Annotated in this window: 13 protein-coding genes and 1 tRNA gene; 3 read left to right on the top strand and 11 right to left on the bottom strand. The window is 68.9% G+C overall.

The window, feature by feature from the left end; all coding sequences use genetic code 11:
- A partial coding sequence (locus DPM19_RS14495; RefSeq protein WP_146778869.1) for a tyrosine-type recombinase/integrase occupies window positions 1-1,470 on the top strand: 1,470 nt, incomplete at its 5' end.
- A gap of 89 nt (window positions 1,471-1,559) precedes the next feature.
- Here the strand turns inward: DPM19_RS14495 and DPM19_RS14490 are convergent.
- A tRNA-Gly gene (locus tag DPM19_RS14490) sits at window positions 1,560-1,633 on the bottom strand.
- Between the two features lie 128 nt (window positions 1,634-1,761).
- Between DPM19_RS14490 and dcd the strand changes: the two genes are divergently transcribed.
- On the top strand, window positions 1,762-2,337 hold the full coding sequence (dcd, locus tag DPM19_RS14485) for a dCTP deaminase (RefSeq protein WP_111867409.1): 576 nt from the start codon (window positions 1,762-1,764) through the stop codon (window positions 2,335-2,337).
- A 66-nt stretch (window positions 2,338-2,403) separates the two neighbouring features.
- Here the strand turns inward: dcd and DPM19_RS14480 are convergent, their stop codons facing one another.
- From DPM19_RS14480 to ectA, 9 genes are read right to left on the bottom strand one after another with little or no spacing between them, the layout of a single operon-like run.
- Window positions 2,404-3,159, bottom strand: a complete 756-nt coding sequence (locus DPM19_RS14480; protein WP_111867407.1) for a class I SAM-dependent DNA methyltransferase — start codon at window positions 3,157-3,159, stop codon at window positions 2,404-2,406.
- 40 nt (window positions 3,160-3,199) lie between these two features.
- Complete coding sequence (ehuA, locus tag DPM19_RS14475; protein ID WP_111867404.1) at window positions 3,200-3,961, bottom strand: ectoine/hydroxyectoine ABC transporter ATP-binding protein EhuA; 762 nt, start codon at window positions 3,959-3,961, stop codon at window positions 3,200-3,202.
- Between the two features lie 10 nt (window positions 3,962-3,971).
- Window positions 3,972-4,631 carry an ectoine/hydroxyectoine ABC transporter permease subunit EhuD gene (ehuD, locus tag DPM19_RS14470; protein ID WP_199485078.1) on the bottom strand — a complete coding sequence of 220 codons (660 nt, stop codon included), beginning with the start codon at window positions 4,629-4,631 and terminating at the stop codon, window positions 3,972-3,974.
- Window positions 4,631-5,347: an ectoine/hydroxyectoine ABC transporter permease subunit EhuC gene (gene ehuC, locus DPM19_RS14465; protein WP_233510141.1), complete on the bottom strand. Its 717-nt coding sequence runs from the start codon at window positions 5,345-5,347 to the stop codon at window positions 4,631-4,633. The genes ehuD and ehuC overlap by 1 nt, the downstream gene beginning before the upstream one ends.
- Window positions 5,344-6,261 (bottom strand): ectoine/hydroxyectoine ABC transporter substrate-binding protein EhuB, encoded by a 918-nt coding sequence (ehuB, locus tag DPM19_RS14460; RefSeq protein ID WP_233510140.1) that lies wholly within the window; start codon window positions 6,259-6,261, stop codon window positions 5,344-5,346. Before ehuB ends, ehuC begins: the two co-directional genes overlap by 4 nt.
- Entirely contained in the window at window positions 6,258-7,151 is an 894-nt protein-coding gene (gene thpD, locus DPM19_RS14455) for an ectoine hydroxylase (RefSeq protein ID WP_111867399.1), read from the bottom strand. Before thpD ends, ehuB begins: the two co-directional genes overlap by 4 nt.
- The gene (locus DPM19_RS14450; RefSeq protein WP_111867397.1) at window positions 7,141-7,545 is read right to left on the bottom strand and encodes an ectoine synthase; all 405 of its coding nucleotides are present in this window, start codon (window positions 7,543-7,545) and stop codon (window positions 7,141-7,143) included. Before DPM19_RS14450 ends, thpD begins: the two co-directional genes overlap by 11 nt.
- An 11-nt stretch (window positions 7,546-7,556) precedes the next feature.
- On the bottom strand, window positions 7,557-8,807 hold the full coding sequence (gene ectB, locus DPM19_RS14445; protein ID WP_111867394.1) for a diaminobutyrate--2-oxoglutarate transaminase: 1,251 nt from the start codon (window positions 8,805-8,807) through the stop codon (window positions 7,557-7,559).
- Window positions 8,808-8,847: 40 nt separating this feature from the next.
- Window positions 8,848-9,348, bottom strand: a complete 501-nt coding sequence (ectA, locus tag DPM19_RS14440) for a diaminobutyrate acetyltransferase (RefSeq protein WP_199485077.1) — start codon at window positions 9,346-9,348, stop codon at window positions 8,848-8,850.
- Between the two features lie 502 nt (window positions 9,349-9,850).
- On the opposite strand from ectA, the gene DPM19_RS14435 reads away from it, so the two are divergent.
- The gene (locus tag DPM19_RS14435; protein WP_111867389.1) at window positions 9,851-10,546 is read left to right on the top strand and encodes a hypothetical protein; all 696 of its coding nucleotides are present in this window, start codon (window positions 9,851-9,853) and stop codon (window positions 10,544-10,546) included.
- A 54-nt stretch (window positions 10,547-10,600) separates the two neighbouring features.
- On the opposite strand, the gene DPM19_RS14430 is transcribed toward DPM19_RS14435, so the two are convergent.
- Complete coding sequence (locus DPM19_RS14430) at window positions 10,601-12,745, bottom strand: (Fe-S)-binding protein (RefSeq protein WP_407642529.1); 2,145 nt, start codon at window positions 12,743-12,745, stop codon at window positions 10,601-10,603.
- Window positions 12,746-12,828 lie beyond the last annotated feature (83 nt).

Genomic DNA, 12,828 nt, shown 5'->3' with positions numbered 1-12,828 from the left:
CCCAACATCCACCACAACACCGAATCCGATGGTCACGCTGGCGACGCCGCCACCAAGCCCGCGCCCGCCACCACCACTACCAACGACAACAACGCCTCATCGATCACTAAATGCGGCTGGAGTACTAAGGGGAATAAGCCGGGTCATCGGCGTTTCGGCAACGTCCGCAAACTGCCGTCCGGGCGGTATCAGGCCAGTTATCTGGGGCCGGACGGGCGGCGGCGGAATGCGCCGGAGACGTTCGAGCGCAAGGGCGATGCCGAGCGGTGGCTGACGCTCACTGAGGCGCAGATCTTCAATGGTGAGTGGACCGACCCGGAGCGGGCGAAGGTCAAGCTCGGCGACTATGCCGAGAAGTGGATCGAGCAACGGCCGGGCCTGCGGCCTCGGACGGTGGAGCTGTACCGGTGGTTGCTCAAGAAGCACATCGCGCCGTACCTGGGTGGCGTCCCGCTGGGCAAGCTCAGTACACAGATGATCCGGGACTGGCGTTCCAAGCTCCTGGGCGCGGGGGTTTCGGCAACGATGGCGGCGAAGGCGTACCGGCTGCTGCGTGCGGTGCTGATGACGGCGGTGGAAGAGGACAAGATCCTTCCTCGTAACCCGTGCCGGGTGCGTGGGGCCGGCACCGAGCAGGCGGCCGAGCGTCCGGTTCTGACCGTGGCTCAGGTTTTCGAGCTGGCCGAACGGGTCGGGGTCCGGCCGGTGGGCAACGTCCGTGCTCTGGACGGTGGTGGGTTCCGGCTGCGGTACCGGGTCAAGGGCGGGGTGATGCGCCGGTTCCCGCAGGATTTCGGCAACCGGCGGGCGGCTGAGGACGTGCTGTGGAGGCTGGCCGAGGACGGTCACGCGGACGTGGTCCAGGACGACCGACTCAAGGCGCTGATCCTGCTGGCTGCGTTCGCGGGTCTGCGTTGGGGTGAGGTGACCGCGCTGCGGCGGTGCGATTTCGACATCGGGAAACGGACGGTGCGGGTACGAGCCGCGTTCGTTGAGCAGGCCAACGGAAAGATGCTGCTCGGTCCGCCCAAGTCGCGGGCGGGCCTGCGGATGGTGTCGATCCCGGCCGCGATCGTCCCGGCCCTGGTCGCGCACCTGGAGAAGTACACCAAGCCCGAGAATGACGCGCTGGTCTTCACCGGCGTCAAGGGCGGGCCGCTGCGGCGTAGCGGGTTCAACAAGGTCACCAACTGGCTGCGGGTGGTCGACGCCTTGGGCGTGTGGGGGCTGCACTTCCACGACCTACGGCACACCGGCAACACCCTGGCCGCCGACATGGGCGTCTCGACCCGGAACCTGATGGCCCGCATGGGGCACGACAACGAACGGGCCGCGCTGCGCTACCAGCGCCGCTCCGAGGGCGCAGACCGGAAGATCGCCGATGGACTGGATGCCCTCGTCCAGGCAGAACAGGGCAAGGACGGCGACGACGAGGACGGCCCGACCGGCGTCCTGGTCCCGGTGGCCTAATTGCACGCTAATTGCACGACGGGCACGAGCACCCCAGAAACGATCAAGGCCCGGGTCGGGGATCATGTCCCTGGCCTGGGCCTTCGGTGTGGAGCGGGTGACGGGAATCGAACCCGCGCTATCAGCTTGGGAAGCTGATGTTCTGCCATTGAACTACACCCGCGTGTGCCGTGTGGGCGGCCGCTTCGTCATGCTACCGGAATCCGGTGGCGAGGGTGACCTGGGTTTCGGGAGGGAGGGGACTCCCTGGTCAACTCGTGGGAGAGCGGTGGCACCCGGTAGTTTTCAGGGGTGTTGCTCTCCGATCGTGACATCAGGGCCGAGATCGAGTCCGGGCGGGTGAAGATCGACCCGTTCGACCCGGTGATGGTCCAGCCGTCCAGTGTGGATGTGCGGCTGGACCGGTACTTCAGGGTGTTCGAGAATCACCGGTACCCGCACATCGACCCGGCGGAGGAGCAGGCCGACCTGACGCGGCCGGTGGACGTCGACGCGGACGAGGCGTTCATTCTGCACCCGGGGGAGTTCGTGCTCGCGTCCACCTACGAGATGTTCGCGCTGCCCGACGACCTGGCGGCCCGGCTGGAGGGCAAGTCCAGTCTCGGGCGGTTGGGGTTGCTGACGCACTCCACGGCGGGGTGGATCGACCCGGGGTTCTGCGGGCACGTGACGCTGGAGTTGTCGAACGTCGCGACCCTGCCGATCAAGCTGTGGCCGGGCATGAAGATCGGGCAGATGTGCCTGTTCCGCACGAGTTCCCCGGCCGAGTTCCCGTACGGGTCCAAGGAGTACGGGTCGCGGTACCAGGGGCAGCGCGGGCCCACCCCGTCGCGGTCGTACCTGAACTTCCACCGCACCACGGTGTGACGTCCACCCCGCCCTGAGGAGCGGAGCACCGGGCCGTCCGGGGCGGGCCGGACGGCCCGCGCGGTCTCAGGTGCGGACGCCGCGGACGAAGGCGAACCGGTCCTCGTAGGTGATCGTCGGGCCGGGGTGGCGGGCGCGGATGTGGTCGAGGCCCGCCTCGATCTCCGCCGTGGAGAAGGTCGACAGCACCGACATCCACTGGTTGCCGACCAGGTCGAGCCACTGTTCCCGGTCGATGGTGACGGTGTACGACTCGATGGCGCACTCCGCCTCCAGGTCCGCCGCGTCGAGCGCGGAGACGAGGTCGGCGGGTTCGGGCTGTCCGGCCGCGAACCGGTCCAGTGCCTCGGGGAACAGCGGGTAGTCGAGCCGGGGCGGCAGGGTGACGATCAGGATGAGGCCGCCGGGCGCCAGCATCCCGGCCAGCCCGCGCAGTGTTTCGGGGATGCCTTTGACGTGGTGGATGGCCTCCTTGAACACGAACGCGTCCACCTTCTCGTACGGGAGCGGCACCTCCCCGGTGGCGATCTGTTCGGCGGTCGCGCACACGGGGGTCAGCCGCGGGTCGTCCGGCAGCATGTCCAGCATGGGCTGGGACGGGTCCACGCACAGCAGCGGGGTCGTGGCCGAGACCCGCGACATCAGCCGGTTCAGGAACAGGCCGGTGCCCGAGCCGACGTCGACGATGCGGGGGTCGGGGGCGGGTTCCAGCCAGGCCATGATCCGTTCGGCCATCCAGGCCACGTAGCCGGGGCGGTCGGCCCAGTTGCGCTCGTAGGTGCGCGCCAGGCGCCGGTAGTGCTCGTCGGGGTCGTGCGCCATGGGGGTTCCTTTCTCGCGTGGTCCCGAAGGGACGGTCACTTCAGGTCTGGATGACGGCCTGGAGGAAGTCCCGGGTGCGTTGCTCCGCCGGGTCGCTGAAGATCTTCTCTGGCGGGCCGTCCTCCACGATCTGGCCCTGGTCGAACATCAGCACCCGGTGCGAGATGTCGCGGGCGAAGCCCATTTCGTGGGTGACGCACAGGATGGTCAGGTCGCTGGAGGAGGCGATGTCGCGGAGCAGGTCCTGGACGCCGGTCACCAGTTCGGGGTCGAGCGCGGAGGTGACCTCGTCCAGCAGCAGGATCTCGGGTTCCATGGCGAGCGCGCGGGCGATGGCGACCCGCTGCTGCTGCCCGCCGGACAGCCGGCTCGGGTGTTCCAGCGCCTTGTCGGCCAGGCCGACCATGTCCAGCAGTTCGCGGGCCTTCGCCTCGGCCTCCGCGCGCGGCCGGCCCAGCGCCCGGACGGGGGCCTCGGTGATGTTGCGCAGCACGTTCATGTTGGGAAACAGGTTGAACTGCTGGAACACCATGCCGATCTTCCGGCGGATCGGGCGGATGTGTTTCTCGTCGGCGGGGACGCGCTTGTCGCCGCGCCGGATGTGGGTGAGGCACTCGCCGTCCACCTCGATCAGGCCGCCGCTCACCTTCTCCAGGGTCATCAGCAGCCGCAGGATGGTCGTCTTGCCGGACCCGCTCGGCCCGATCAGCGTGACCCGCTCGCCGGGCCGGACGTGGAAGTCCAGTTCCCGCAGCACGGTGTTGTCGCCGTACCGCTTGACGACCTTGTCGAAACGGATCATCCAGGGGGTTTCATCCGTGTTCAAGGCGGCGCTCCAGTCGGCGGACGAGGATGGACGAGGGGATCGCGATGACCAGGAAGAACAGCCCGGCCAGGGTGAGCGGTTCGAGGTAGCGGAAGTCCTCGGCGGCGAGGATGCGGGCCAGCCCGAGCACGTCCACCACGGTGATCAGCGCGAGCTGCGGGGACTCCTTGAAGATCCCGATCAGGTAGTTGCCGAGCGCGGGCAGCACCCGGCGGATGGCCTGCGGCAGGATCACGCCGGTCCAGGTGCGGAAACGCGGCAGGTTCAGCGCGACGGCCGCCTCCCACTGGCCGCGCGGCACCCCGTCGATGCCCGACCGGTAGACCTCGGCGGTGTAGGTGGCGTAGTGCACGCCGAGCCCGACGATCCCGGTGGTCAGCGCCGACATCGTGATCCCGAAGGTGCTGGGGAACACGTAGTAGAGGATGAACAGCTGCGCGAGCAGCGGGGTGCTCCGGACGACCTCGACGAACCCGCGTACCGGCAGCCTGACCCAGGGCCGGCGCGAGCGCAGCAGCAGGGCGAGCGCCAGGCCCAGGGTGAAGGCGAGCACCGCGCCGCCCAGCGTGGCCTGGAGGGTGACGGCCAGCCCCCGGGTGAACAGCTCGGGCGCGATCTCCCACGCCCGGTCCCAGCTCCAGTCCATCAGTGACCGCCCTTCAGCCGGAGCCGGAAGGCCGCCACGTCCCGGCCGACCATCCGGGCCGCCCGGCGTTCCAGCGTCCGCATGCACAGTGTGATCACCGCGGCGAGCAACAGGTAGAACAGCATGACCAGGACCATCACGGTGACCCGGTCGCTCCCGGTGTTGATCAGTGCCTTGCTCTCGAAGATCAGGTCGCCGACCGAGATCGCGGACACCAGCGAGGTGGCCTTGAGCAGCTCGATGTAGGTGTTGTTCAGCGGCGGGATCATGCCGACCAGGGCCTGCGGCAGGATCACGTACCGCATCCGCTGGTACGGGGTGAGGTTCAGCGCGACGGCCGCCTCGCGCTGCGCCTGCGGCACGGCCTGGACGGCGCCCCGCACCACCTCGGACCCGTACGCACCCAGGTTCAGCCCGAGCGCCAGGATCCCGGCGAACAGCGGCGCCACCCGGTAGCCGGTCAGCACCGGCAGCGCGAAGAAGATCCAGAACATCTGGACGATCACCGAGGTGCCGCGGAAGAACTCCAGGTAGACCCGGGCGACCGCCCGGACGGCCCGGCGCCGGGACAGCGCCGCCAGCCCGGCGGCCAGGGCCAGGGCGGTGGCCAGCACCATGCCGCCCAGGGTGGCCTGCACGGTGATCCACGCCCCTCCGCACAGGAAGGGCATGGTGTCACCGAGCACGCCCGGCAGGTCGCCGCCGCAGGGGTTCATGCCGCCGTGCAGAGCCGGTCGGCCGTCAGGTTCTTGGCGGCGTCGATCTCCGTCGCGGTGAAGCCGAACGGCTTGACGATCTCCAGTAGCCGGCCGGAGCCCTGGATCTTCTTCAGCTCGGTGTTGAACGTCGCGATCAGCTCGGTGTCGGCCTTGCGGAAGCCGTAGCCGCCCGCGCCGAGCTGTTCCTTGCCGTCGATCACCGGGATGAACGGTTGGGTGACTTCGACCGGCCGGTCGGCGTAGTTCTGCTGTTTGTTCCAGTTGAGGGTGATCGCGGTCAGCGCCACGGCGTCCACCCGTTTGTCGAGCAGCCCGCGGAAGGCGGCGTTGGCGTCGGGGAAGACCTTGAGCTGGTTCCCCTTCACGCCGCTCTTGGTGGCGTAGTCACGCTCGACCGCGCCCTCCAGCACGGCCAGCCGGATGCCGGGGTCCTTGGCGGCGTCCTCGAACTTCGCGATGCCCTTGGGGTTGCCCTGGGCGACCAGGAAGGCGTTGGTCCCGGCGTAGTCCGGGTTGGAGAACGCGATCTGCCCGCAGCGCTCGGGGTTGATGAACATGCCGGCGGCGATCACGTCGTACTGCCGGGCGTTCAGGCCGGGGATCAGCGCGCCGAACGAGTCGACGAGCACCGGCTCCAGCTCGGCCACGCCCAGCGCCTTGAAGATCTCGCGGGCCACCTCGGGCGCCTCGCCGGTGAGCTTGCCGGACTTGTCGCGGAAGCCGTAGGGGGCCTCGTTGGCGAACCCGACCTTGATCTTGCCGGCGTCCTTGATACGGTCCAGGGCGGTCTGCCCGCCGGGGCCGTCGTCCACCTTGGAGCACGCGCCGAGCAGGGCGGGGCCGCCGACCAGCGCGGCGGCGGCGAGTCCCGAGCGGCGGAGCATGTCGCGCCGGGTCCATCGGTCTGTCACTGGGGCCTCCTCGGGATCGGGGTGAAGTCGCGCGCGGCGATGAAGGACGGCCGCCGCGAGGGCGCGGCGAAGGGTTCCCGGCAGGCGTTCTCGACGCTGTTGTAGACGATGAAGACGTTGGACCGCGGGAACGGCGTGATGTTGCCGTTCGAACCGTGCATGCAGTTGCAGTCGAACATCGTCGCCGAGCCGGCGGGGCCGGTGAACAGCTCGATGCCGTGCTTGTCGGCCAGCATCGTGAGGCTGTCGGGGTCGGGGGTGCCGACCTCCTGGTCCTTCAGCGACTCCTTGTAGTGGTCGGGCGGGGTGGCGCCGAGGCAGCTCACGAACGTCCGGTGCGAGCCGGGCATGATCATCAGGCCGCCGTTGTGCACGAAGTTCTCGGTCAGCGCGATCGAGACGCTGAGCGCCCGCATCCGGGGCATCCCGTCCTCGGCGTGCCAGGTCTCGAAGTCGGAGTGCCAGTAGAAGTCCCGGCCCCGGAAGCCGGGCTTGTAGTTGACCCGGCTCTGGTGGATGTAGACGTCCGAGCCGAGGATCTGCCGGGCCCGGTCGACGATCCGCGGGTCGGCCGCGAGCTCGGCGAAAACCTCGCTGATCCGGTGCACCTCGAAGATGGAGCGGACCTCCCCGGACTCCCGCTCCGCGACGAACCGGCCGTCGCCGCGCAGCGCGGGGTCGGCGCTCAGCCGGTTCATCTCGGCGCGGTAGCGCTCGACCTCGGCGGGTTCGATCAGCCGGTCGACGCCGAGGAACCCGTTCACGTCGTACCCGGTCAGTTCCGCCTCGTCGAGGGGCCCGTCCGCGGTGGTGCCGTGGACGACGGGGTCGCGGCGGTAGAGGAGGGCGGGTTCCCGGACGTCCCGGGTCGGGTAGAGGTCAGCGCGCATCGGGGTCCTCCTCCGTCAGCAGCGGGTAGACGCCGTTCTCGTCGTGCACCTCCCGCCCGGTGCAGGGCGGGTTGAAGACGCACACCATCCGGAGGTCGTCGTGGGCGTGCACGGTGTGGTGCTCGTGCCCGTCGAGCAGGTACATGGTCCCGGGCGCGATGGGGTGCTTCTCGCCGGTCTCGTCGTTGACGAGTTCGCCGCGCCCACCGATGCAGTACACGGCCTCGATGTGGTTGGCGTACCACATCGAGGTGGACGTGCCCGCGTACAGGACGGTGTCGTGCAGGGAGAAGCCGACCCCCTCGCGGGCGAGCACGAGCCGGCGGCTGCGCCAGGTCGGCGCCTCGACGTCCCGTTCGGTGCCGGCGATGTCGTTCAAGGTTGTGACGATCAAGGGGTTCCTCCTCAGGCGGGTTGCGGCTCGCGGGCGGCGGCGACGGACTCGCGCAGGATCTCCAGCCCGGTGGCCAGGTCCGTGTCGGTGATGGTCAGGGGCGGCAGCAGCTTGGCGACCTCGTCCTCGGGCCCGGAGGTCTCCATCAGCAGGCCGCGCTCGAACGCGGCGGCGCAGGCCCGGCCGGCCAGCCCGGTGTCGGAGAACGCGATCCCCTGGGCCAGGCCCCGGCCGCGGAGTTCGCCGCCGTGCTCGGCGGCGATCTCGGCCAGCGCGCCGCGCACCCGCTCGCCCTTGACCCGGGTCTCCTTCTCCAGTTCGTCGTCGGTCCAGTACTCCAGGGCGGCGGTGGCGGTGACGAAGGCGGGGTTGAAGCCGCGGAAGGTGCCGTTGTGCTCGCCGGGCTCCCAGACGTCGAGTTCGGGGCGGAACAGGGTGAGGGCGAACGGCAGCCCGTACCCGCTGAGCGACTTCGACAGGCAGACGATGTCCGGGGTGATGCCGGACTCCTCGAAGCTGAAGAACGGGCCGGTCCGGCCGCAGCCCATCTGGATGTCGTCGACGATGAGCAGCATGTCGTGTCGCCGGCACAGGTCGGCCAGCCCGCGCAGCCAGTCGGCGCTGGCCGGGTTGAGCCCGCCCTCGCCCTGGACCGTCTCCACGATCGCCGCGGCGGGCCGGTCCAGCCCGCTGCCGCTGTCGGCCAGCATGCGCTCGAAAAGGAGGAAGTCCGGGGTGCGGCCATCGAGGTAGTTGTCGTACGGCATGGTGTGGACGTGATTCAGCGGGATTCCCGCACCACCGCGTTTCACCGAGTTGCCGGTCACCGCGAGCGCGCCCAGCGTCATGCCGTGGAAAGCGTTGGTGAAACTGACGACCGTCTCGCGGCCGGTGTACTTGCGGGCGAGTTTCAGCGCGGCCTCGACCGCGTTGGTTCCGGTGGGGCCCGGGAACTGGATCTTGTAGTCCAGGCTGCGCGGTGCCAGGACGACTTCCTGGAAGGTCCGCAGGAACTCGCGCTTGGCCACGGTGTGCGCGTCCAGGGAGTGCACGATCGAGTCACCGGCGAGGTAGTCCAGCAGCTTCTGTTTGATCCGCGGATCGTTGTGCCCGTAATTCAGCGAGCCGGCGCCCGCGAAGAAATCGAGAAAGGTCCGCCCCGATTCATCGGTGACATGGCTTCCCTGGGCACTTTTGAATACTGTCGGCCAGCTACGGCAGTAGCTGCGCACCTCGGATTCGACACGGTTGAAGATTTCCATGCTTTCGCCTTACTGAAGGGGTGGGTAAGGGGTCGGCTAGTTACGCGAGAGGACCGATGCGGAAAAGCACCTCGGGCTCGTGCGGTGTTGGAAAATGGTCTTCGGTGAAGATCGGGCTCCGGGTCAGCGCGGTGTCGCGTTCCCGGGCGAAGGACTCGAACAGGCGGGTGGAGGGTTCGTTGCCCGGGGTGACGGTGGCCTCGACGTAGCGCCGGCCGGTCGCGAGTTCGCCCAGCATGCGCCGGGCGAGGCCTTGGCCGCGGTGCGACCGGGCGACCGCGACCTGCCACACGAAAAGGGTGTCCGGCCGGCTCGGCCGCGCGTATCCGATGATGAATCCGCAGGGTCCGCCGGTGCCGTGGGCGACCACCGAGGTGGCGGCGAAATCGCGGCACCAGAGCGTGTAGGCATAGGGCGAGTTGAGGTCCAGGGTCTTCGACTCGCGAGCCATCTGCCATAGTTCGCGACCGTCGGCAATGGTGGGGTGGGCAAGTCTGGGCAGTTCTTCGGTACTGGGCAATCGGGAAATTTCGGTCGCCATATGCATCGAACCTAGCCGAGGCTTCTGTCCCCAATCCGGCACCGACCGGCAGGCATATGTTTGAGAGGGGAGAAGCCGGGTAGGGCTGTTCTATTTCCCCGTACCCCGGATGTGCCCAATTCGGTCACGACCGGACAGCAAAGCCGACAAATGCATACTGACCTGCGGAAACACCCGGGTGTCGCATACTCGCGGAACGGGCCGGGTAGGTCACCCCATCGAGCCCACCCGGTGCGCCCACCGACTTCGGGACCTGGGAAAAGTGTGACTTACGTCATGGAAACTTGATGTCAACCTGTGACCGGATTGAAGCGTCTTCCATACCTTCCAAGCACGATACGCCATATGTCGCCACGCTGTGTGCAGATTGATGCGTCCAGCGGTCATCGCCGGCAGGGTTTCGCGCGTCTCACTCACTGTGATCGGACTCATCGACAGACGTAGTCGCCGGATCCGGCGCGCCCCGACCCTGCTCCTGCCCGACGCGCCCGACCCTGGGCGGATGCTGGAGACCGTCCGGCTGTTCCACCCGGACACCGAACCCGGCGACGGCATGCTCCGGTCCGCGGCCGGGCTGGCGCTGTACGGCCCCGTCGCGCCGCCGCCCGGCCTGGCCCGGCGCGCCGGGCTGGAGGGCGACTGGCGGGCCGCGTACGTCGCCACGGGCGGCGCGCCCGCGCTGCCGGGCCTGGCGCACCGGCTGGGCGGGCGCTGGTTGCGCGACGGGCGGGCCCAGCGCGGCCGGGACGCCGACCACCTCACCGCCACCGTCTACCTGCCCGCCCGTCCGGGCCCCACCGAACTGGCGGCGCTGCTGGTGCGGCACGGCGGGCCGGTGCACGACCGCCCGGAGGGGATCGACACCTACGCGGGGGTCGCCCACAGCCCGGTGGCCACGGCGGGGCTGGAGGTCTACGCCACGGCGCGCTTCACGGCCCTGGTCCGGGAGGCCCGCGCCCGGCCGCACGCGCTGGGCCCGCTGCGCGACCGGCCCGCGCTGGTGGGCTGCGAGCTCGCCGGGGCGGCGGCGGACGGCCACGGCTCGGCCCGGGAGATCGCGGCGGCGGCGCTGGCCGTCGCCGAGAACTGTGCCGGGGTGGCGCTCGACTGCGACGGCTACCGCATCACCGGGCCGGAGGACCTGCTGCCCGGGACCGCGTCCACCGCGCCGGCCGTCCGGCCGCCGCGGGGTCCCTGACCGGCCCGTGCCCGGCGCGGTGGGAGGCCCCGGCCGGGGCCTCCCACCGGATGCTCACTCGGCCGCCGCGGGCTCCTTCTCGCCCTTGACCGACCTGATCAGCAACTGGGAGACGTCGACGACCTCCAGGGACTCCTTGGCGTCCCCGGAGTTCTTCTTCTCGTTGATGGCGTCGCCCAGCATGACCAGGCAGAACGGGCAGGCCGTGGAGACGGTGTCGGGGTCGGTGCCCAGCGCCTCGTCCACCCGCTCGGTGTTGATGCGCTTGCCGATCCGCTCTTCCATCCACATCCGGGCGCCGCCGGCGCCGCAGCAGAAGCCGCGGTCCTTGTGCCGGTGCATCTCCTGGGTCTGCACGCCCGGGACCGTGGCCATGATGTCGCGCGGCTGCTTGTAGACCTTGTTGTGCCGGCCCAGGAAGCAGGGGTCGTGGTAGGTGATCTTCTCCTCGATCGGGGTGACCGGGGTGAGCTTGCCCTCCTCGACCAGCTTGGCGAGCAGCTGGGTGTGGTGGACGACCTCGTAGTTCCCGCCGATCTGCGGGTACTCGTTGGCCAGCGTGTTGAAGCAGTGCGGGCAGGTCGCCACGATCTTCTTGACGCCCGCGTCGTTCAGCGTCTCGACGTTCTGCTGGCCGAGCATCTGGAAGACGAACTCCATGCCCAGCCGGCGGGCCGGGTCACCGGTGCACGCCTCCATCGGGCCGAGCACCGCGAACTTCACGCCCGCGATGTGCAGCAGTTCGGCGACGGCCTTGGTGGTCTTCTTCGCCCGGTCCTCCAGGGCGCCGGCGCAGCCCACCCAGAACAGGTATTCGGTGCCCTCGGGCAGCTTGTCGTCGACGACCTCGACCTCGAAGTCCAGGTCCTCGATCCATTCGAGCCGCTTCATCTCGGACATCCCCCACGGGTTGCCCTTGTTCTCCAGGTTCTTGAGCATCACGCCCGCCTCGGACGGGAACGACGACTCGATCATCACCTGGAAGCGGCGCATGTCGAGGATGTGGTCGATGTGCTCGATGTCGACCGGGCACTGCTCGACGCACGCCCCGCAGTTGGTGCAGGACCACAGCACGTCGGGGTGGATGACGCCCTCGTCGCCGACGAGCTCCTTGTCCACCTCCATGGCGAGCTTCTGCTCGTCGGTGAACTTCTCGCGCTCCTCCTCGGTGGCGAGCATGTACGGGGCCTTGGCGAAGGCGTGGTCGCGCAGTTCCAGGATGACCATCTTCGGCGACAGCGGCTTGCCGGTGTTCCAGGCCGGGCACTGCGACTGGCAACGCCCGCACTCGGTGCAGGTCGTCATGTCGAGGAAGCCCTTCCAGGTGAAGTCCTCGATCTTGCCGCGGCCGAAGGTGTCCTCGTCGGGGTCGGCCTCCTCGAAGTCCAGCGGCTTGCCGTTGCTCATCATCGGCAGGAGGGCGCCCAGGCCGTCGGGGCGGCGCTTGAACATGACGTTCAGCGGGGCCAGGAAGATGTGCAGGTGCTTGGAGTTCACCACGATGACCAGGAACGCCAGCGCCACGCCGATGTGCAGCAGCAGCCCGACGGCCTCGACGGCGACCATGGTGCCGGACTCGGGCTCGCCGATGTTCTTCATGAGCTGGCCGACGCCGTGGGAGGCGAACGCGGCCTTGCCGTAGCTGAAGTTCTCGTTGGCGACCTCGGCGCCGCGGAAGAAGAACATCGTCCAGATCACGTTGAAGATCATGAACAGGATGAGCCAGGCGCCGCTGGTGTGCGAGCCCTTGAAGCGGGACCTGCGGTCGAGCTTCTTCGGCGAGTTCTTGATCCGGATCCCGGTGAAGGTGGCCAGGCCGGCCAGGCACATCACGGCGATGAAGTCCTGGACGAACCCGATCGGAGGCCATGTCTGGATGAAGGGGATGTGCGCGTGCAGCCCGAAGAGCAGCTGGACACCCGCCTCCAGGTAGACGGTGATCAGCAGGATGAAGGCCCACATGACGAAGAAGTGGGCGAGCCCCGCCACCGTCCACTTCAGCAGCTTGCGCTGGCCGAAGACCTCCACGACCTGGCCTTCGACATCGGCCTTCGGGTCGCGCTTGACCTGGAGGACCCGTTCGGGGTCGGGCTGGCCGGTGCGGAACAACTTCCACAGGAACAGGATTCGCCGGCCGGCCAGGACGAGCGTCACCGCCGCACCGGCGAGCCCGACGATCAACGTGAGCGCGTACTGCAAGGTTCCGTCCTCCTGGGGTACGGGCGTCGGCTGTCAGAGTAGGGCTCGCGACGCACGGCCCCTGATCCGGGGGCTGAATACTA

Origin of the sequence: Actinomadura craniellae (genome assembly GCF_003289645.1) — a bacterium.
Taxonomy (GTDB): Bacteria; Actinomycetota; Actinomycetes; order Streptosporangiales; family Streptosporangiaceae; genus Actinomadura_D; species Actinomadura_D craniellae.
Note: the sequence above shows the minus strand (reverse complement) of the source record. Positions and strands in the feature narration are given on the sequence as shown.

Excerpts from the sequence above, each read along its gene's own strand:
- ehuD (WP_199485078.1), bottom strand. The coding sequence starts at position 4,631 with ATGGACTGGAGCTGGGACCGGGCGTGGGAGATCGCGCCCGAGCTGTTC.
- thpD (WP_111867399.1), bottom strand. The coding sequence starts at position 7,151 with ATGCGCGCTGACCTCTACCCGACCCGGGACGTCCGGGAACCCGCCCTC.
- ehuC (WP_233510141.1), bottom strand. The coding sequence starts at position 5,347 with ATGAACCCCTGCGGCGGCGACCTGCCGGGCGTGCTCGGTGACACCATG.
- DPM19_RS14480 (WP_111867407.1), bottom strand. The coding sequence starts at position 3,159 with ATGGCGCACGACCCCGACGAGCACTACCGGCGCCTGGCGCGCACCTAC.
- ectB (WP_111867394.1), bottom strand. The coding sequence starts at position 8,807 with ATGGAAATCTTCAACCGTGTCGAATCCGAGGTGCGCAGCTACTGCCGT.
- DPM19_RS14435 (WP_111867389.1), top strand. The coding sequence starts at position 9,851 with ATGCTGGAGACCGTCCGGCTGTTCCACCCGGACACCGAACCCGGCGAC.
- ehuA (WP_111867404.1), bottom strand. The coding sequence starts at position 3,961 with ATGATCCGTTTCGACAAGGTCGTCAAGCGGTACGGCGACAACACCGTG.
- ectA (WP_199485077.1), bottom strand. The coding sequence starts at position 9,348 with ATGGCGACCGAAATTTCCCGATTGCCCAGTACCGAAGAACTGCCCAGA.